Source organism: Paraburkholderia sp. GAS33 (assembly GCF_050436645.1).
GTDB lineage: Bacteria > Pseudomonadota > Gammaproteobacteria > Burkholderiales > Burkholderiaceae > Paraburkholderia > Paraburkholderia phenazinium_B.
This window is the reverse complement of sequence record NZ_JBNDMP010000002.1, coordinates 539,938-559,375: the sequence shown is the minus strand read 5'-3', so window position 1 is coordinate 559,375 and position 19,438 is coordinate 539,938. Positions and strand designations below refer to the sequence as shown.

Below are 19,438 nucleotides of genomic sequence, written 5' to 3'. Positions count from 1 at the left end.
AGGCCTTTCTGACGCCGATAGAATCGATGGCAGTCAAAGGAGCGAGACATGGACCTGATCATCCGCCGTGCCAGCCTGCCGCGTAGTGCCTCCGAATATAGAGAGCCGGTCGATATCGGCATCGAGGCGGGGCGCATCATCGCGGTCGAACCGCATCTTGCTGCGAGCGCCCCAGAAGAAATCGACGCCGCCGGTTCGCTCGTCACGCCGCCCTTCGTCGACCCGCATTTTCATATGGACGCGACGCTGTCCTACGGGCTACCGCGCGTCAATGCGTCCGGCACGCTGCTCGAAGGCATTGCGCTGTGGGGCGAACTGAAACCTCAGTTGACCCAGGAGGCTCTGATCGAGCGCGCGCTGCAGTACTGCGACTGGGCGGTGGCGCGCGGTCTGCTGGCGATTCGCAGCCATGTCGACGTGTGCGATCCGAGCCTGCTGGCCGTCGAAGCGTTGCTCGAGGTCAAGCGGCGCGTCGCGCCGTACCTCGACCTGCAACTGGTGGCCTTTCCGCAAGACGGGGTTTTGCGTAGCGCGGGTGCCTTCGACAATCTGAAGCGGGCAATTGCGCTCGGTGTCGATGTGGTCGGCGGCATCCCGCACTTCGAGCGGACCATGGCGGATGGCGCGGAGTCGGTGCGCATCCTGTGCGAATACGCGGCGGAGCAGGGCTTGCGCGTGGACATGCATTGCGACGAATCGGACGACCCGCTTTCGCGTCACATCGAAACGTTGGCTGCGCAGACGCACAGGCTTGGTTTGCAGGGACGCGTGACGGGTTCGCATCTGACCTCGATGCACTCGATGGACAACTACTACGTCAGCAAGCTCTTGCCGCTGATGCGCGATTCGGGCGTGTCGGCGATCGCCAATCCGCTCATCAACATCACGTTGCAGGGCCGCAGCGATACCTATCCGAAGCGCCGCGGCATGACACGCGTGCCGGAGATGATGACTGCGGGTATCACGGTGGCATTCGGCCACGACTGCGTGATGGACCCGTGGTACAGCCTTGGTTCGGGCGATATGCTCGAGGTGGCCCACATGGGGCTGCACGTCGCACAGATGACCGGCGTCGACGCGATGCATGCGTGCTTCGATGCGGTGACGGTGAATGCAGCGCGGATTCTCGGGCTCGAAGGTTATGGCATCGCGCCGGGATGCGAGGCGAATCTCGTGTTACTCGATGCGCGCGATCCGGTCGAAGCCATCCGTCTGCGCGCGGCGCGGCTGGCGGTGGTACGGCGTGGCAAGGTGGTGGCCCGCTCGCCCGCTGCGCGGGCGACGCTTGCGCTCGATGGTCGACCGGGGGAGGTCGATTTCAAGCTGCGGCGTGAGTAACGTTAGCGTGGGTAACGTCAACGTGAGCAACGTTCGTCACAGGTAACGCTGGCGATACGGGCAGCACCCGCAATAAAAAACCGGTGCCTGCTTGAGTGAGCAGGGCACCGGTTTTCTCCAGAAGCCGCGCCAATAGGCGCGCAAAGCTCAATGCGTCGTAGCCGGCGTCATACCGTTATGACGCAACAGCGCGTCGATATTCGGCTCACGGCCGCGGAACGCCTTGAACGATTCCATCGCAGGACGGCTGCCGCCCACCTCAAGAATCTCCTTGCGATAGCGCGTGCCGGTGGCCGCATCGAGCACGCTGCCGCTCGCCGCCTGAGCCGCTTCTTCGAACGCGGCATAGGCATCGGCCGACAGCACTTCCGCCCACTTGTAGCTGTAATAGCCCGCCGCATAACCGCCGGCGAAGATGTGGCTGAACGTGTTCGGCCAGCGCGAGAACGCCGCTTGCGGCACCACGTGGAAGCGCTCGTTGATCTCACGGGCGAGATCGTTGGCGCTCAGCGAACCGGTCGCATCGAAATCCGTATGCAGCTTCATGTCGAACATCGAGAACACGATTTGCCGCAGCGTGCCGAGGCCACTCTGGAAATTCTTCGCGGCCAGCATCTTGTCGAACAGATCGCGCGGCAGCGGCTTGGCGGTCTCGACATGCGAGCTCATATCGCTCAGCACGTCCCACTCCCAGCAGAAGTTTTCCATGAACTGCGACGGCAGTTCGACCGCGTCCCACTCGACGCCGTTGATGCCCGACACGGCCAGTTCATCGACCTGCGTGAGCATGTGATGCAGACCATGGCCGAACTCGTGGAACAGCGTGATCACTTCGTCATGCGTGAAGCAGGCCGGCTTGCCGCCGACCGGTGCCGAGAAGTTGCAGGTCAGATACGCGACCGGCGTTTGCACGCCGCCCTTGGCATGCTTGTGACGGGCTCGCGCATCGTCCATCCACGCGCCGCCGCGCTTGCCTTCTCGTGCATACAGGTCGAGATAGAACTGTGCGACCAGGCCGCCGTCCTGATTCTCGACGCGGAAAAAGCGCACATCCGGATGCCACACGGCCGCTTCGTCGCGACGGATCTTCACGCCGAAGAGCGTCTCCGTGACCTTGAACAGGCCCTTGAACACGGTGTCTTCCGGGAAATACTGTTTGACCTCGTTTTCCGAGAACGAATAGCGCTTCTGACGCAGACGCTCCGCGGCGAAGGTCATGTCCCACGGTTGCAGTTCGGTCAAACCAAGCTCGTTGGCGGCGAATTCGCGCAATTCTTTCCAGTCCTGCTCGGCATGCGGACGGGCACGCGTGGCGAGGTCTTCGAGGAAGGCCATCACTTGTGCGGGGGACTCGGCCATCTTCGGCGCCAGCGAGACCTCGGCGAAGTTGTGATAGCCAAGCATGTGCGCTTCTTCGGCGCGCAGCTTCAGTTGCTCTGCGATGTTCGCCGTGTTGTCCCACTCGGCCTTGCCGCCGCCGTAGGTGCCGCCCAGTTCCGAGGCGCGCGTGACGTAGGCGCGGTACATCGTCTCGCGCATCGCGCGGTTTTCCGCGTATTGCATGACCGGGAAGTACGACGGGAAATGCAACGTGAATTTCCAGCCGCTCTTGCCGTCGCGTTCGGCCGCTTCTTCTGCGCCTTCGATCACATCTTCCGGCAGACCTGCCAGTTGTGCCTTGTCGTCGACGAGGTAGGCGTAGGCGTTGGTGGCGTCCAGCACATGATCGGAGAACGACTTCGACAGACTGGCCTGGCGTTCCTGCAATTCAGCGAAGTGCGGTTTCTGGTCTTCGGGCAGTTCCGCGCCCGACAGGCGGAAATCGCGCAGGGCGTTCTGCAGGATCTTCTTGCGTTCGCCGGTGAGCGAGCCGAAGTCGCTGCTGGCGGCGAGCGTCTTGTACTTTTCGAACAGCGCAAGGTTTTGCCCGACGCTCGACCAGAATTCCGTGACGCGCGGCAGATTCTCGCCATAGGCGGCGCGCAGCTCAGGTGTGTCCGCGACAGCGTTCAGGTGACCGATGACGCCCCAGGCGCGCGACAGCGGCTCCGTTACGCGCTCTACCGGCTCGACCACGTCGGACCAGGAAGCGGGCGTGATCGGTTCCGCGGCGCGCTCGACGGCGGCAGTTGCGTTGGCAAGCAGGACGTCGAGAGCGGGGGTGACGTGTTCGGGGCGGATGTCGCCAAAGCGCGGCAGGTCGGAGAAATCGAGGAGCGGGTTGTCGTGTGTGGGTTGGTTGGTGGACATAAGGCTTCCTGTCTGACGCGAGTGAATAGGCTAGGCGCGAGTATGCGGACGCGGCTCGTGGCGGCGCCCGATATCGACATTATTGGGGCAGCGGGCTGCGATTCCAATCGGCTACGGCACAAATTATCAGAAGTTCGTCTTTCGTGTATCTGTTGCGATATTTGTGCCAGAGCGTTTGGGACGGAGGTGGCTGTCGTGCGCGGCTTGGTGCGTTTTCGTGCGCTCCGCCGGTCTGTACGAAAGCGAACGGTCAGGTTTGTTGCTTTGCGGCATGGTGCGAGTGCGGGACTGACCGCGATGAAACAGCATGGGACACGAGTAAGCGCTAAAGCGCTAACTCGTGTCGACCGCGGTGAAACAGCATGGGACTGGAGTAAGCGCTAAAGCGCTAACTCCAGTCGACCGCGATGAAACAGCATGGGACTGGAGTAAGCGCTAAAGCGCTAACTCCAGTCGACAGGAGAACGCCAGATGAATCCGCTTTCGCATGCCTTATCGCGTAACGAGAACAACTTCGGCCTCGTGCGTCTCCTTGCGGCCATTGCCGTCGTCTACGGGTACTCGTACCTGCTTCAGCAGCCGGACGGCAGCACCGACTGGGTCCCGAACGCGCTCGGTTTCGACGGTTTGATCGCATTCGGGATCTACGCATTTTTTCTGCTGAGCGGCATGCTGGTGACGGCCAGTTTCGACCGGCAGCGCTCGGCACCGCGCTTCGCGGTCCTGCGCATCGCACGTATCTGGCCGGCTGTGGCGGCCGGTTCGCTGGTGACGGTCTTCGTCATCGGGCCGCTCTTCACCACGCTGCCGCTGCGCGAATATTTCGCCTCCAGCGTGACATGGGCCAACCTCGACAATTTCTCGACGCTCGTGCTGAACGGCAGCTGGGCCGTGCCCGGCGTGTTCGAGCATAACCGCTGGCTGAACGAAGTCAGTGCGCCGCTATGGACGCTGCCGCTCGCGGTGCGCTGCTATCTGATCGTGCTGTTCACGGGGCTCGTGGGCTTGCTGTCGAACCGTTGGGGTGTGCTGCTTGCCGCCGCGCTGGGGTTGGCGGCATTCGTGCTGCGCGTGCATCTGGTGCCGCATCTGCACCTCGAGTTGCGCGACTTCTCCGCAAAGACGCCCGGCTATTCGTTCTGGCCCGAGCCGTTCTTTTTCATCGGCATGCTGCTGTACGGCTGGCGCGAGGACATCGAGCTTCATGGTCTCGCTGCGCTTGGTCTCGTGATGGTGTTTCTGGTGTTCCGCGACACGGCTGCCGCGCAACCGCTGTTCTATCTGGCCTTCGTGTACGGCGTGCTGTGGGTCGGCACGACGCCGCTGCTGCGCAGCCTCACGCCACGCAACGATTACTCGTACGGCATCTATCTGTACGGCTTCATGATGCAGCAATGTGTGGCAAGTCTCGCGCCGCGTCTGAGTCATCAGACGGCAACGTTGGTTGCCGCGCCCTTCATCCTGCTTTGCGCAGTGCTTTCGTGGCGCTTTGTGGAGCGGCCGGTACTGGTGTGGTGCCACCGGCGTCTGGCACGTACACCGGGCGCGGTTGGGGCGGCGGCAGCCAATTCGGCCGCGCGTTAGATACGGGTGCGGGTAAAGGCGGCCGAGCGCGAGCTGATGATACGGCTCGCGCCCGCCCCGCAAGCACCGCGCTTGCCGCAGCGAATGCGCCGGCTTCGTTACGCTTGAACCGCCTTACGCCTGACCAGCCGCGCGTTCGGCCGCTTCGATCGTATTGACGAGCAGCATCGTGATCGTCATCGGGCCGACGCCGCCCGGCACCGGCGTGATATAGCCGGCTACTTCCTTCACGCCGGCGAAATCGACATCGCCGCACAGCTTGCCGGCCTCGTCGCGATTCATGCCCACATCGATCACCGCTGCGCCCGGCTTCACCATCTCCGCCGTCAGGATATTGCGCAGACCCGTGGCGGCCACCACCACGTCGGCGTTACGCGTATGCGCGGCCAGATCGCGCGTCTTGCTGTGGCAGATCGTGACTGTCGCACCCGCTTCGAGCAGCAGCAACGCCATCGGCTTGCCGACGATGTTCGAGCGGCCGATCACCACCGCGTTCGCGCCCTTCAGGTCGATGCCGTAGGCCTCGAACATCTTCATCACGCCGTACGGCGTGCAGGGGCGAAACAACGGCTTGCCGGTCATCAGCGCACCTGCGTTGGCGACGTGGAAGCCATCCACGTCTTTCTCGGGTGAGATCGCTTCGATCACCTTATGGCTATCGATATGCTTCGGCAACGGCAGTTGCACGAGGATGCCGTGAATTTTCGGGTCGCTGTTCAAGGCGTCGATGCGCGCGAGCAGATCGGCCTCCGACAGCGTAGCCGGATAGCGGTCATACGAAGAGTGCAGGCCGTTGTCTTCACAAGCCTTGATCTTGTTGCGCACATACACTTCGCTGGCCGGATTGTCGCCCACCAGCACGACCGCGAGGCCCGGCTGGTGGCCGCGAGCCGTGAGGGCGGCGGCGCGGGTCGCGACATCGCCGCGCAAGGTCTTGGAGAGGGCGTTGCCGTCGATCAGTTTGGCTGTCATGGTCGGTCGAGGTCGAGATAGGGTGGTGTTCGGAATGCGGGGGCGTGCGGTGCGCCTGGATGTGCAAATCGGGCGCGGCGACGAAGTACAGGATTATACCGGCGCGGCCCGGCGCTCTTTCAGCCAGGATGCACGGGACGATTGCGGAGTGGCGCGAGAAGCGCGAGGGGAGAGGATGAAGTCCTGCGGCAAGCAAGGTACGCGGCCAGCCCTAGCCGCGCACCTCTACTGCCTTTGCAACGACGCCGGCTTACTGCGCCGGTTGCGGCTTGTTCGACAGCGCCAGTCGCAGCAGATCGGCGACCGTGTTGACGTTGAGCTTTTCCATGATGTTGGCCCGGTGCGCTTCCACCGTCTTGATGCTGATGCCGAGGTCGTCGGCGATCTGCTTGTTCAGACGGCCGGCGATGATGCGCTCGAGCACCTGATGCTCACGCGCGGTCAGCTTGCCCAGCCGCTCGGCAGCGGCACGTTGCTGCTGCACGCTGGTGCTTTCGCTGCGCGCCTTATCGAGCATGCGCTCGACCAGCTTGCGCAGTTCGGCTTCGTCGAACGGCTTTTCGATAAAGTCCATCGCGCCTTTCTTCATCGTCGACACGGCCATCGGCACGTCGCCGTGGCCCGTCACGAAGATGATCGGCAGCGAGGCGTTGTCGGCGATCAGGCGTTCCTGCAACTCGAGACCGCTCATGCCGGACATCCGCACGTCGAGGATCAGACACGCGATCTGCCCCGGGTGCGTGTGCGGCTGCCAGGTGTCGATGAACTGCTCGGCGCTGGAGAAGCACTGCACGCGGTAGCCGTTCGCCTCCAGCAGCCAGCGCAGCGAATCTCGCACGGCCTCGTCGTCGTCGACGACAAAGACTGTTTCCTGTGTGGTGACTGGGCTGTTCATAGCTCTCCCGTAACGGTTTGTGGTGTCGGCGCCTGTGCCCCGCCGTTGCTCGGGGTATCAGGCTCTCCAATAGGCAGACTGCAATGGAACGTGGCGCCTGTGATGTGGCCGTCAGATTCGACGTTGTTGACCACCCACAGACGGCCGCGATGCGATTCGATAATCGAACGGCAGATATTCAGCCCCATGCCCATGCCATCGGACTTGGTGCTGTAAAACGGTTCAAACAGACGCTCGGCCGTCGCTTCGTCGACGCCCGGCCCCTGGTCGACGACGCTGATGCAGACGAACCCGCTATCGAGCCGCACGACCACGCGGATCACCGGATCGACTGCATTAGGCCGCGCATCGTGCATGGCTTCAGCCGCATTCTTCAACAGGTTCACGAGCACCTGCTCGATCAGCACCGGGTCCACATAGATCACCGGCAGCCGCGAACGCAGGTCCGTGACGATGCGAATACGGCGCTTGCGCGCCTCGATTTCGGCAAGCCCGACCGCGTCCGCCACGATATCGGCGACACGGGTGGCCTGGCGTTTCGGCTCGCTGCGCTTCACGAATTCACGGATCCGCTTGATGATCATGCCTGCCCGCACCGCCTGCTGCGCGGTCTTTTCGAGCACGGGCAGCAGATTGTCAGGCGTTGTCCGACCTGATTTAACCAGTGCAACCGTTCCGGAGCAATAGTTATTGATTGCCGCGAGCGGCTGGTTCAGCTCGTGAGCAAGCGAAGAAGCCATTTCGCCCATCGTCATCAGACGGCTGGTGAACTGCAGCTTCTCGTCCTGCTGGCGCGCGAGTTCCTGGGCCTGCTTACGAGTGGTGATGTCGGTTGCAATCTGCATCTGCGCCAGATGGCCGTCTACCCACTGGATGTATTGGCGGCGCACTTCGAACCATTTCTGGATGCCCTGTACATAGACTTCCTGGGCGTCCGCGGTGCTTTCGGTCAGTGCGGCGGCGGGCAAGCCCGCATAGGCATCGACCATATCGATCGAATCGGACGACGCCTGTGCGCTATCGAACCCGCCGCCCGCTAATTCGAGGTGGCCGTCCGGGCGGATGCCAAAGAGATGGCGGTAGTAGCGGTTAGCGAACAGAAGCTCGGCTTCGTCGGCGGCGAGCACGGACACAGCGGCATCGAGACTTTCGAGCACGGTGGTGAAGCGCTCGTGCGCGGCGGCGAGTTCTTCGCGGGCGCGTTTCGGTTCGGTGATGTCGGTCATCGACGACATCCAGCCAGTCTGACGGCCCGAGCTGTCGATCAGCGGCGAGACATAGAGCCGGGCGTGGAAGAGCGATCCGTCCTTACGCCGCACGCGCAGCTCGAAGCCGGACGAGGGCGCCTTGCCACGCAGCGTCATGTCGAGCTGGCGCTGCATTTCGGGGTAGGCGTCACGCGGCCAGTAGGGGAAGGGCGCCTGCTTGCCGACGAGGTCGCTTTCGTCCCAGCCTGTCATGCGGCAAAAGGCCGGATTGACGTGGGTGATGCGGCCATGCATGTCGAGCACGCGCATGCCGATCAGCACGGAGTTTTCCATCGCACGACGGAAGAACGCTTCTGCGTACAGCGCCTGCTGTGCTTCGAAGCGCTGCCGGGTGTGCTTCCACAGGCTCCACAAACTCCACAGCACGAAGCACGACAGACCTGCGACCAGCCACACGAGCGTGTTGTTCGTGAAGTTGGTCATCTGCGGGTACGCATAGACGCGCACCGAGACACCCTGGCCGGGCGGGTCGAGCGGCAGGTCGTAGAACGCGTCGCGCGGCAGGCGCGGGCGCGTCGAGGTGGTGGCGAGCTCGCGATTGTTCAGGTCGATGATCGAGATCTTGTACTTGGCCGACAACTCAGGCGGGATGTCGTGCTTCAGCACACCTTCGATCGAGAACACCGCGGCGATCGAGCCGAGAAACTCGCGGTCGCGGTACACCGGCGTCTGCAACGTCAGATAGCCGTTGCCGAGGTCGTCGTAGAAGAGCGGTGAGTAGGTCTGGCGGCGCGAGTTGCGCGCATCGTTGAACGCGGCCTTCACGGCTTCGTCCATCTGTTCGTCACTGGGTCTGGCGAGCCGCTGGCCGAGCACCGGCAGCGCGGTATTGGGCCAGCGCGGCTGTTGCTGCGCCGTGTACCAGTTCATGTAGAGGATTTCGGGATGGCCCTGCAGGATGTCCGTGGTAGACACCTGGAACGAATGCTGGTCGGCGTGGCCGGCGGCGATGTCACGCGCGAGTGCCTGGATCTGTTCCTGCGCGCCCGTCATGGACAGGCGAATCTGCTGCTGGGCCCACGCCACGTTGCGGTACAGCGTGTCTTCCTGCTGCTGTTGCTCGCGCCGGTTCAGGCTCCACAGAATCAGGCTCATGACGACCAGGAACACCAGGATCGACAGGAGCGGCGTCAGCAAATAGGAGTTCGACCACCATGGTCCATGGTGCCAGCGGGACGGCGACGAATCCGCCGGCGAACCGGACGGCCGCGCCGAGCGTGCGAAAAGCCGTTCGGTCAACATGGCTGGCATTGTAGCGCAGCGTGTCGCTAGCAAATGGCGCAAAAAAACGCTGAAAGTGCCGCTAATCGGAGCAAACTAGCCGACGTATCCGTTGAAAGGCAGCCAAACCAGGGTGCGCCGCAACAATATTCCGCATTATGAGAAACGATCTCGTAATTCGAAAATTTTGTTGCGCAGACGGCGAGCGCCTTATTACAATCGGCCCGAAGCTGCCGCGGCCGGCCCTCGTCCGCGTCGTCTGTTCAAAGAGCGTTCCTTATCCCCCAGGAGACGAGCATGTCCGCTGTACCCGACGAAGTCATGAAATATGTCGCCGCCGAGAAAGACGATGATCCGCAGGAAACCGGCGAATGGCTGGAAGCGCTAGATGGCGTGATTTCTGCTGTAGGTCCCGACCGCGCCCACTACCTGATCGAGAAACAGATCGAATTTGCGCGCGTGCATGGCGAACACCTGCCGTTCTCTGCCAATACCCCCTACATCAATACGATTCCTGTGTCGCGTCAGGTGCCGATTCCCGGCGACCAGGACCTCGAACACCGGATTCGCTCTTACACGCGCTGGAACGCCATTGCGATGGTGCTGCGTGCCGGCAAGGACACCAACGTCGGCGGTCACATTGCCTCGTTCGCCTCGGCTGCCACGCTGTATGACGTCGGCTACAACCATTTCTGGCATGCACCGTCGGACAAGCACGGTGGCGATCTCGTGTTCGTGCAGGGCCATTCGTCGCCGGGTGTGTACTCGCGCGCGTTCCTGCTCGGCCGTCTGACCGAAGGCCAGCTCGACAACTTCCGTCAGGAAGTGGGCGGCGAGGGCATCTCCTCGTATCCGCACCCGTGGCTGATGCCGGACTTCTGGCAGTTCCCGACCGTCTCGATGGGCCTTGGCCCGATCATGGCGATCTATCAGGCGCGCTTCATGAAGTACCTGCAGGCGCGCGGCATCGTCAAGACCGAAGGCCGCAAGGTCTGGGCGTTCCTCGGCGACGGCGAAACGGATGAGCCGGAATCGCTCGGCGCGATCGGCATGGCCGGCCGCGAACGCCTCGACAACCTGGTGTTCGTGATCAACTGCAACCTGCAGCGCCTGGATGGACCGGTGCGCGGTAACGGCAAGATCATCCAGGAACTCGAAAGCGAATTCCGCGGTGCGGGCTGGAACGTCATCAAGGTGATCTGGGGTAGCCGCTGGGATGCGCTGTTCCAGCGCGACAAGTCGGGTGCGCTGATGCGCCGGATGATGGAAGTCGTCGACGGCGAGTATCAGACGTACAAGTCGGAGTCCGGCGCGTTCGTGCGCGAGCACTTCTTCAATACGCCGGAACTGAAGGCGCTGGTTGCCGAATGGTCCGATGAAGACATCTGGAACCTGAACCGCGGCGGCCATGATCCGCACAAGATTTACGCGGCGTTCCAGGAAGCGTCGAATTCGCAGGACCAGCCGACCGTGATCCTCGCCAAGACGATCAAGGGCTACGGCATGGGCGAAGCCGGTCAGGCGATGAACATCACCCACCAGCAGAAGAAACTGCACGTGGATCAGCTGAAGAAATTCCGCGACCAGTTCCGTCTGCCGATCTCCGACGAAGATATCGTCAACGTGCCGTATCTCAAGTTCGAAGAAGGTTCGAAGGAGCTCGAGTACATGCGCGCTCGCCGCCAGGACCTCGGCGGCTATCTGCCGGCGCGTCGTCAGAAGGCGGAGTCGCTGCCGGTGCCGGCGCTCGACGTGTTCGAGCCGCTGCTGAAGGGCACGGGCGAAGGCCGCGAGATCTCCACAACGATGGCGTTCGTGCGGATTCTCAACATCCTGCTGAAAGACAAGGCGCTCGGTAAGCGCGTCGTGCCGATCGTGCCGGATGAGTCGCGTACGTTCGGTATGGAAGGCCTGTTCCGCCAGATCGGTATCTGGAATCAGGACGGCCAGAAGTACGTGCCGGAAGACTCCGACCAGCTGATGTTCTACCGCGAATCGGAAACCGGCCAGATCCTGCAGGAAGGGATCAACGAAGCCGGTGGTATGGCGGACTGGATCGCTGCCGCGACGTCGTATTCGACGCACGGCGAGATCATGATCCCGTTCTACATCTTCTATTCGATGTTCGGCTTCCAGCGTATCGGCGATCTGGCGTGGGCCGCGGGCGACATGCGTTCGCGCGGCTTCCTGCTGGGCGGTACCGCCGGCCGTACGACGCTGAACGGCGAAGGCCTGCAGCACGAAGACGGCCACTCGCTGCTGTGGGCGGCTTCGGTGCCGAACTGCATCAGCTATGACCCGACGTTCGGTTACGAACTCGCCGTCATCATGCAGGACGGTCTGCGCCGCATGGTCGCGGATCAGGAAGATGTGTACTACTACATCACCGTGATGAACGAGAACTACGAGCACCCGGCGATTCCGCAGGGCGACAGCGTAGCGTCTGACATCATCAAGGGCATGTATGCGTTCAGGAAGGCCGAGGCCGACGCCAAGGCTCCGCGCGTTCAACTGATGGGCGCGGGCACGATCTTCAATGAAGTGATCGCTGCAGCCGACCTGCTGAAGAACGACTGGGGCGTCGCTGCCGACCTCTGGAGCGTGCCGAGCTTCACGGAACTGGCCCGCGAAGGCCACGAAGTGCAGCGCTGGAACCTGCTGCATCCGACCGAAGAAAAGAAGGTCTCGCACGTCGAGAAGCTGCTGAAGGACGCGCCTGGGCCGGTCATCGCATCGACCGACTATGTGCGCGCGCTGACCGAGCAGATTCGTGCGTTCGTGCCGCAGAAGTTCGTCGTGCTGGGCACGGATGGCTACGGCCGTTCGGATACCCGTGAAAAGCTGCGTCACTTCTTCGAAGTGGACCGCTACTGGGTCACGGTTGCCGCGTTGAATGCACTGGCAGATGAAGGCACGATCGAACGCAAGGTCGTCGCAGAGGCGCTCAAGAAGTACAACCTTGATCCGGCCAAACCCAACCCGATGACCGTCTAAGGCATCATTCCCCGAGTGCCATGCGTGCGCGTCTGCTCCTGATCGCCAGGGGCGGGTTGCGTGCGCGGCCCAGGAGACACCAACAATGAGTCAAGCGATCGAAGTCAAGGTGCCGGACATCGGCGATTACAAGGACATCCCTGTGATCGAGGTGCTGGTGAAGGCGGGTGATACCGTCGAGAAAGAGCAGTCGCTCGTCACGCTGGAATCCGACAAGGCGACCATGGACGTGCCGAGCTCAGCCGCCGGTACCGTCAAGGAAGTGAAGGTCAAGGTGGGCGATAACGTGTCGGAAGGCTCGTTGATCGTCGTGCTGGAAGGCGCCGAAGGTGGTGCGGCTGAGAAGCCGGCCGCTGCGCAGGCGAATGGTGCTGCGGCGGCTCCCGCGCCGGCGCCGGCACCCGCTGCCGCTCCGGCACCGGCGGCTGCACCTGCGCCTGCGCCCGCCTCGAGCGGTGGCGGCGTGCAGGAAGTGAAGGTCCCGGATATCGGCGACTACAAGGACATTCCCGTGATCGAGATCGCGGTGAAGGTCGGCGACCGTGTCGAGAAGGAACAGTCGCTCATTACGCTGGAATCCGATAAGGCGACCATGGACGTGCCGAGCACGGCCACGGGCGTCGTCAAGGAACTGAAGGTCAAGATCGGCGATACGGTGTCGGAAGGCTCCGTGATTGTGGTGATCGAAGCGGAAGGCGGCGCGGCTGCTCCCGCTCCCGCACCGGCCGCGGCGCCGAAGCAGGCAGTCGAGAAGCCGTCCGACGCACCGGCTACGCCGAGTCCGGCACCGGCAGCGCCGTCCGCGCTTGCACAGGCTCCGGTGATTCCGTCAGGCGAGGGTGGCCGTCACGCGAGTCATGCGTCGCCGTCCGTGCGCAAGTTCGCGCGCGAACTGGGCGTGGATGTTGCAAGCGTGCAGGGTACGGGGCCGAAGGGCCGCATTACGCAGGACGACGTCACTGCATTCATCAAGGGTGTGATGAGCGGTCAGCGTGCGGCTCCGGCTGCTGCTGCGCCTGCTGCCGGCGGTGGCGGCGAGCTGAATCTGCTGCCGTGGCCGAAGGTCGATTTCACGAAGTTCGGTCCGGTCGATCCGAAGCCGCTCTCGCGTATCAAGAAGATTTCCGGCGCGAACCTGCATCGCAACTGGGTCATGATTCCGCACGTCACCAATAACGACGAAGCGGATATCACCGAACTCGAAGCGCTGCGCGTGCAGTTGAACAAGGAACACGAGAAGGCTGGTGTGAAGTTCACCATGCTGGCTTTTGTAATCAAGGCAGTCGTTTCCGCGTTGAAGAAGTTCCCGACGTTTAATGCAAGCCTTGATGGCGATACGCTCGTTTTCAAGCAGTACTACAACGTTGGGTTTGCTGCGGATACGCCTAATGGTCTCGTGGTGCCCGTGATTCGCGATGCGGACAAGAAGGGGCTCGTCGATATCGCCAGGGAGATGGCTGATCTGTCCAAGGCGGCTCGTGAGGGCAAGCTCAAGCCGGATCAGATGCAGGGCGGGTGCTTCTCTATCTCTTCCCTTGGCGGGATCGGTGGGACGCACTTCACGCCGATTATCAATGCGCCTGAAGTGGCCATTCTTGGGCTGTCGCGCAGCGCTATGAAGCCCGTCTGGGATGGGAAGCAGTTTGTGCCCCGGTTGACTATGCCGCTTTCGCTGTCGTATGACCATCGGGTTATCGATGGGGCTGAAGCTGCGCGGTTCAATGCGTATCTGGGTGCGATTCTTGCCGATTTTCGGCGTGTGATTCTTTGATGTGTTGATTTGGCGCTTGCGCCGAGGAACGTGGGTCCATTGCGGTCATCCACGTTCCTCGTTGAACTTGCTTTCATGTCGGTCTATTAGCGTCGCCCCTGTGCGGGGCAGCACCTACTTTTCTTTGTCTTCCAAAGAAAAGTAGGCAAAAGAAAGGCGCGTCCTTGGGCGGACGGCAAAGGATGCTTCTGTCCAGCGCGCTGCCAGCTTTTAGGCTGCTTTGAGTTTTGGTTCGCGCTCCCTCATCAACATGATCAATAAGAGAAGGGGACACTATGAGTCTCGTCGAAGTGAAAGTGCCGGACATCGGTGATTTCAAGGATGTCGATGTCATCGAAGTCAATATCAAGCCGGGCGATGTCATCGAGAACGAACAAGCTCTCCTGACGCTCGAGTCCGATAAGGCTTCCATCGAAGTGCCCAGCGATACCGCCGGCACCGTCAAGGAAGTGCGCGTCAAAACCGGTGATAAAGTCTCCCAGGGGACCATCATCGCTATCGTCGAATCGTCCGCTGAAGCTGCACCTGCCAAGGCTGCCAAAGAACCCGAGAAGGCGCCCGCTCAAGCGGAAGCTAAACCTCAGGCGGCGCCCGCTCCGACGCCTGCTGCCGCTCCCAAGCAACCGGCCGCCGCGCCTCAAGCGGGGAGCTACTCCGGTAACGCTGACATCGAATGCGATATGGTCGTGCTCGGTTCGGGGCCTGGCGGCTATTCCGCTGCGTTCCGCTCCGCCGATCTGGGCATGAAGACCGTGCTCGTCGAACGCTATTCCACGCTCGGTGGCGTCTGTCTGAATGTGGGTTGTATTCCGTCCAAGGCGCTGCTGCATACGGCCCTCGTCATTGACGAGGCTGAGGCGCTTGGCTCGCACGGCATCACGTTCGGCAAGCCGCAGATCGATCTCGACAAGCTCCGCGATTTCAAGTCCGGTGTCGTCAAGAAGCTCACCGGTGGCCTCGCTGGGATGGCCAAGATGCGCAAGGTCGAAGTGGTCACGGGCACCGGGACGTTCGTCGATCCGCATCACATGGAAGTCGTCACCGAAAGCGGCAAGAAGGTCGTCAAGTTCAAGCAGGCCATCATTGCTGCCGGTTCGGAAGCGGTCAAGCTGCCGTTCATTCCGCAAGATCCGCGGGTCGTCGATTCGACCGGCGCGCTCGAGCTGCGTCAGATTCCCCAGCGCATGCTCGTCATCGGTGGCGGCATCATCGGTCTGGAAATGGCCACGGTGTACTCCACGCTCGGCGCGAAAATCGATGTCGTCGAAATGCTCGACGGTCTCATGGCCGGCGCCGATCGCGATCTCGTCAAGGTCTGGGAGAAGTACAACAGCAAGCGTTTCGCTAACGTCATGCTGAAGACCAAGACCACCGCCGCTGAGGCCAAGGACGATGGCATCTACGTCACCTTCGAAGGCGAGAAGGCTCCGGCTGAACCGCAGCGCTACGATCTCGTGCTGGTCGCCGTGGGCCGTAGCCCGAACGGCAAAAAGATCGGTGCCGACAAGGCCGGCGTCGCTGTGACGGATCGCGGTTTCATCGACGTCGACAAGCAGATGCGCACCAATGTGCCGCACATCTTCGCGATCGGCGATATCGTCGGTCAACCGATGCTCGCGCACAAGGCCGTGCATGAAGGCCACGTCGCCGCGGAAGTTGCGCACGGTGAGAAGGCGTACTTCGACGCGCTGCAGATCCCGTCGGTGGCTTACACCGATCCGGAAGTGGCCTGGGCCGGCAAGACGGAAGATCAGTGCAAGGCCGAAGGCATCAAGTACGGCAAGGCCGTGTTCCCGTGGGCTGCTTCGGGTCGCGCTATCGCCAATGGTCGCGATGAGGGCTTCACCAAGCTCATCTTCGACGAGACCACGCATCGGGTCATCGGTGGTGGGATTGTTGGTCTGAATGCCGGTGACCTGATCAGCGAAGTGTGTCTCGCCGTCGAAATGGGTGCCGACGCAACCGATATCGGCAAGACCATCCATCCACATCCGACGCTTGGCGAATCGGTCGGCATGGCCGCTGAGCTGTACGAAGGCGTCTGTACCGATCTGCCGCCGCAGAAAAAGAAGTAAGGCGGTAAGGGGACGCTTGTGCTCGCTGGCGAGCGCGGGCGTCGCCGATTGACGCACGGTTCGCGTGGCGGTGGGTTTCTGTAGTTGGCCTCAGCGACGAATCGTGAACGTCAGCCGCGAAAGTCAGCGACACAAACAGAACGGCGCGCCCCGCAAAGGGCGCGCCGTTCTGTTTTCAGCGGGGCAGGGCATTCGCCACGCTTGTGTGTCACGCGCTTCGTTTGTCTGCCCCGTGTACGAGGCTAGCCACAGCCGGGGCAAAAAAATCCCGGCCTTCGCCGGGCAAACGATACGCTGTTCAACGTATCGGAGCGTTGGCCCACGCGGCACACGCATAGCATGCGAGGCCGCACGACGCTGTTGCTACGATAGGCGCGGGCCGGTTTTCGAACCGGCCCGCGCATGTTGAAGCGCGAGAAGCTAATGCGAATCAAACTTCAGGTGATGCCGTTGATGCCGGATCGGCACAACGCAGTCTCACCCGAGTGAAGCCTAAGCTGAAGCTTAGACAGCCTTCTTGGCCGAGCGCGAAGCTTGAGCGGCGGCTTGCGAAGCGGCCTTCGAAGCTGCCGTAGCGGCTGCGTTGAAGTTGCTTTCGGCGATTTCCACAGCTTGCTTGGTTGCCTTGTGAACCGTTTCGTACGTCGTGTTGGCGGCGGTAATAGCCGACTTGATCACGGCGACAGCGGTTTCCGAACCGGCCGGTGCGTTCTTGGCCACGTTTTCGACCAGCGATTGCACCTTGCGGTTTTGCTCTTCGTACTGTGCTTCGGCAACACGGGCGAACTCGGCTTGCGTAGCCGACACGATTTCATACACGTGACGGCCATACGACAGCGCCTTTTCCGACAGCGGCTGCGTGAGGCCAGCCTGCAGCGCGAAAAATTCCTGCGCATCCTTCACCGACAGAGCGCGTTGCGCATTTTCCTGGCTTTCCGCGAGCGTCGACTTCACGACTTGCAGGTTCAGCTCAACCAGCTTTTCCACGCCTTCGAATGCCTTGGTCGTCAGGCCGAAGAGGGTTTCAAGGTTCGCTTTCTGGGCTGCGGCGATTTGCTCGGGGGTCAGCAGAGACATGTTTACGCTCCTGGATGACGGTCCGTCTGATGCGGACCGTATTGGGTTAACGGTAAATCCGGTACATCGAAACCTGAATCACACATCACGCCACGATTCATGGTGCATCGCAGCAATAGGTCTCATTTTAGGATGGTGGCAGCGAATGTCAAGCTCTTTTTGTGCGTCGCACAATATCGAGAATATCTCGACAAAACAATGCGTTATGGAGCACATATGACATATGCCGGGAGCATGCCGGATCGGCTGCTGCACAGTGCTGGTGCGTTTTAGCACGAAGGTTTTTGCCGCCAGAACGGCCAAAGGGACGCTTTTGCGGCGATCCTTCGCAGGGTAGGGCGGAGCAAACTTTTTTGGGCAAGAGGTGAGAAAACAACATTCGATGTAAACCGGAATCTGTCACGGAACGTTAATCCACCATCCCGGTCGAATGCGCGATGGATCGATACGCAGCAGATGCTTAACTTCCTGCTGGTCGGCACATTGGCGGGTGCCTTGGGGAACGCCCACGGGGCACTGGCCAGCGGCGTTTTGCAGCCACGCGAAGCGACCGTAGTTCCCCTGATCAAGGTTGTCTTTAAATTGCCGTTATGCTGTGAGCATTGCCCGAAATGGGCACGTAACGGCCCCGACAAACATCCGCGGATTTGATCGTTTTTTTCGATTGAGTGCGCAAAGCTTATAGCTTCTCTGCAATCGGATCTTACAAGCCGGTTTAAGGAGCGCCGATAAGTGCTTAATATTGCTAATTTTTCGTGGTTTTACTACACTTGCGTAAAACTCCAGCCGCCCCTGACAGAACACCAATGAAAACCGACATGTTTTCGTCGCTAAAAGTGATCCATGGCGTGGCCATCAGCACCGCTATGTCGGTGGCCGCCTCGGTGGTCATCGCAGCCGCGTTTGCTGCGCCTGTCGACGCTTTCGCGGCTACAGCGGCCAAGGCCGCTACCGCCCCTGCCAAATCCGGCAAGAAAACCCTCAAAACCGCGAAATCGGCCCGCAAGGGTTCCGCTGTCGCCGCGAAGTCTTCCAAAGCCGCGAAGGTCGCGGCAGCGGACGACGACGCACCGCGCGTCGAAAGCCGCCGGCACCGTGTTTCGTACACGATGAACGGCCGCCGCCGCTCGGTGGTCCGTCAGGTTGCGTTCGAACCGCGTCAGCCGACGGTCGGCCAGGCGTTCGGCCTGCACGACACGCCTGATGCACTGGCCTTGCGCTCGAGCGTCGCGTATGTGGTCGATCAAAACACCGGCGAGTCGCTGTTCGACAAGAACTCGCGCGCCGTGGTGCCGATCGCCTCGATCACCAAGCTGATGACGTCCATGGTGGTGCTGGATTCGAAGGCCCCGCTGACCGAGCAGATCGAAGTCACGGACGAAGACCGCGACTACATCAAGAACACCGGTTCGCGTCTCGCGGTCGGTTCGGTGCTTTCGCGTGAAGACATGCTGCACATTGCGCTGATGGCTTCGGAAAACCGCGCGGCCGCAGCGCTGTCGCGTTACTTCCCGGGCGGCCGTCCGGCCTTTATCGCGGCGATGAATGCGAAGGCCAAGCAACTCGGCATGACGGATACGCACTTCGAAAGCCCATCGGGTCTGACGAGCGAGAACGTGTCGAGCGCGCGCGACCTGGTCAAGATGGTCAACGCGGCTTATCAGTATCCGATGATCCGCGAGTTCTCGACGGATCGTAGCTACGAGGTCTACACGGGCAAGCGTTCGATCGCCTATAACAGCACGAACGCGCTGGTGCGCAACCCGACGTGGGATATCGGTCTGCAGAAGACCGGTTTCATCAACGAAGCGGGTGAGTGCATGGTGATGCAGACGACCATTCACGGCCGTCCGATGATCGTGGTGTTGCTCGATTCGTCGGGCAAGTACACGCGCTTTGCCGATGCGACGCGTCTGCGTAACTGGCTCGACAACGGTGGCGAGCAGCACATCACCAGTGCCGACGCTGGCGGCGCGGGTACCTGAAAGCCAGG

At 61.6% G+C, this 19,438-nt stretch carries 11 protein-coding genes; 6 read left to right on the top strand and 5 right to left on the bottom strand.

Annotated elements, in window-relative coordinates; genetic code table 11:
- Nucleotides 1–48 precede the first annotated feature (48 nt).
- Nucleotides 49–1,338, top strand: coding sequence for an amidohydrolase family protein (locus P3T24_RS08890; protein ID WP_429433864.1), 1,290 nt, complete (start codon nt 49–51; stop codon nt 1,336–1,338).
- Between the two features lie 147 nt (nt 1,339–1,485).
- On the opposite strand, the gene P3T24_RS08885 is transcribed toward P3T24_RS08890, so the two are convergent.
- Nucleotides 1,486–3,588: a M3 family metallopeptidase gene (locus P3T24_RS08885; RefSeq protein WP_429433861.1), complete on the bottom strand. Its 2,103-nt coding sequence runs from the start codon at nt 3,586–3,588 to the stop codon at nt 1,486–1,488.
- 471 nt (nt 3,589–4,059) lie between these two features.
- Between P3T24_RS08885 and P3T24_RS08880 the strand changes: the two genes are divergently transcribed.
- Entirely contained in the window at nt 4,060–5,172 is a 1,113-nt protein-coding gene (locus P3T24_RS08880) for an acyltransferase family protein (protein WP_429433858.1), read from the top strand.
- A gap of 114 nt (nt 5,173–5,286) precedes the next feature.
- Here the strand turns inward: P3T24_RS08880 and folD are convergent, their stop codons facing one another.
- From folD to fixL, 3 genes are all read right to left on the bottom strand, one after another.
- The gene (gene folD / locus P3T24_RS08875; RefSeq protein WP_429433856.1) at nt 5,287–6,144 is read right to left on the bottom strand and encodes a bifunctional methylenetetrahydrofolate dehydrogenase/methenyltetrahydrofolate cyclohydrolase FolD; all 858 of its coding nucleotides are present in this window, start codon (nt 6,142–6,144) and stop codon (nt 5,287–5,289) included.
- Between the two features lie 250 nt (nt 6,145–6,394).
- Complete coding sequence (gene fixJ / locus P3T24_RS08870) at nt 6,395–7,039, bottom strand: oxygen response regulator transcription factor FixJ (RefSeq protein ID WP_429433853.1); 645 nt, start codon at nt 7,037–7,039, stop codon at nt 6,395–6,397.
- Nucleotides 7,036–9,549, bottom strand: a complete 2,514-nt coding sequence (gene fixL / locus P3T24_RS08865; protein ID WP_074266012.1) for an oxygen sensor histidine kinase FixL — start codon at nt 9,547–9,549, stop codon at nt 7,036–7,038. Before fixL ends, fixJ begins: the two co-directional genes overlap by 4 nt.
- A 276-nt stretch (nt 9,550–9,825) precedes the next feature.
- Between fixL and aceE the strand changes: the two genes are divergently transcribed.
- The 3 genes from aceE to lpdA all read left to right on the top strand — a co-directional run bounded on the left by aceE (nt 9,826) and on the right by lpdA (nt 16,368).
- Nucleotides 9,826–12,522, top strand: coding sequence for a pyruvate dehydrogenase (acetyl-transferring), homodimeric type (gene aceE / locus P3T24_RS08860; protein ID WP_429433851.1), 2,697 nt, complete (start codon nt 9,826–9,828; stop codon nt 12,520–12,522).
- A gap of 85 nt (nt 12,523–12,607) precedes the next feature.
- Entirely contained in the window at nt 12,608–14,293 is a 1,686-nt protein-coding gene (gene aceF, locus P3T24_RS08855; RefSeq protein WP_429433848.1) for a dihydrolipoyllysine-residue acetyltransferase, read from the top strand.
- A gap of 275 nt (nt 14,294–14,568) precedes the next feature.
- Nucleotides 14,569–16,368: a dihydrolipoyl dehydrogenase gene (gene lpdA, locus P3T24_RS08850; RefSeq protein ID WP_429404479.1), complete on the top strand. Its 1,800-nt coding sequence runs from the start codon at nt 14,569–14,571 to the stop codon at nt 16,366–16,368.
- Nucleotides 16,369–16,872: 504 nt separating this feature from the next.
- Here lpdA and P3T24_RS08845 read toward each other — a convergent pair.
- Nucleotides 16,873–17,445 carry a phasin family protein gene (locus P3T24_RS08845; RefSeq protein ID WP_074264148.1) on the bottom strand — a complete coding sequence of 191 codons (573 nt, stop codon included), beginning with the start codon at nt 17,443–17,445 and terminating at the stop codon, nt 16,873–16,875.
- A gap of 806 nt (nt 17,446–18,251) precedes the next feature.
- On the opposite strand from P3T24_RS08845, the gene pbpG reads away from it, so the two are divergent.
- Nucleotides 18,252–19,430 carry a D-alanyl-D-alanine endopeptidase gene (gene pbpG / locus P3T24_RS08840; RefSeq protein WP_429404481.1) on the top strand — a complete coding sequence of 393 codons (1,179 nt, stop codon included), beginning with the start codon at nt 18,252–18,254 and terminating at the stop codon, nt 19,428–19,430.
- Nucleotides 19,431–19,438 lie beyond the last annotated feature (8 nt).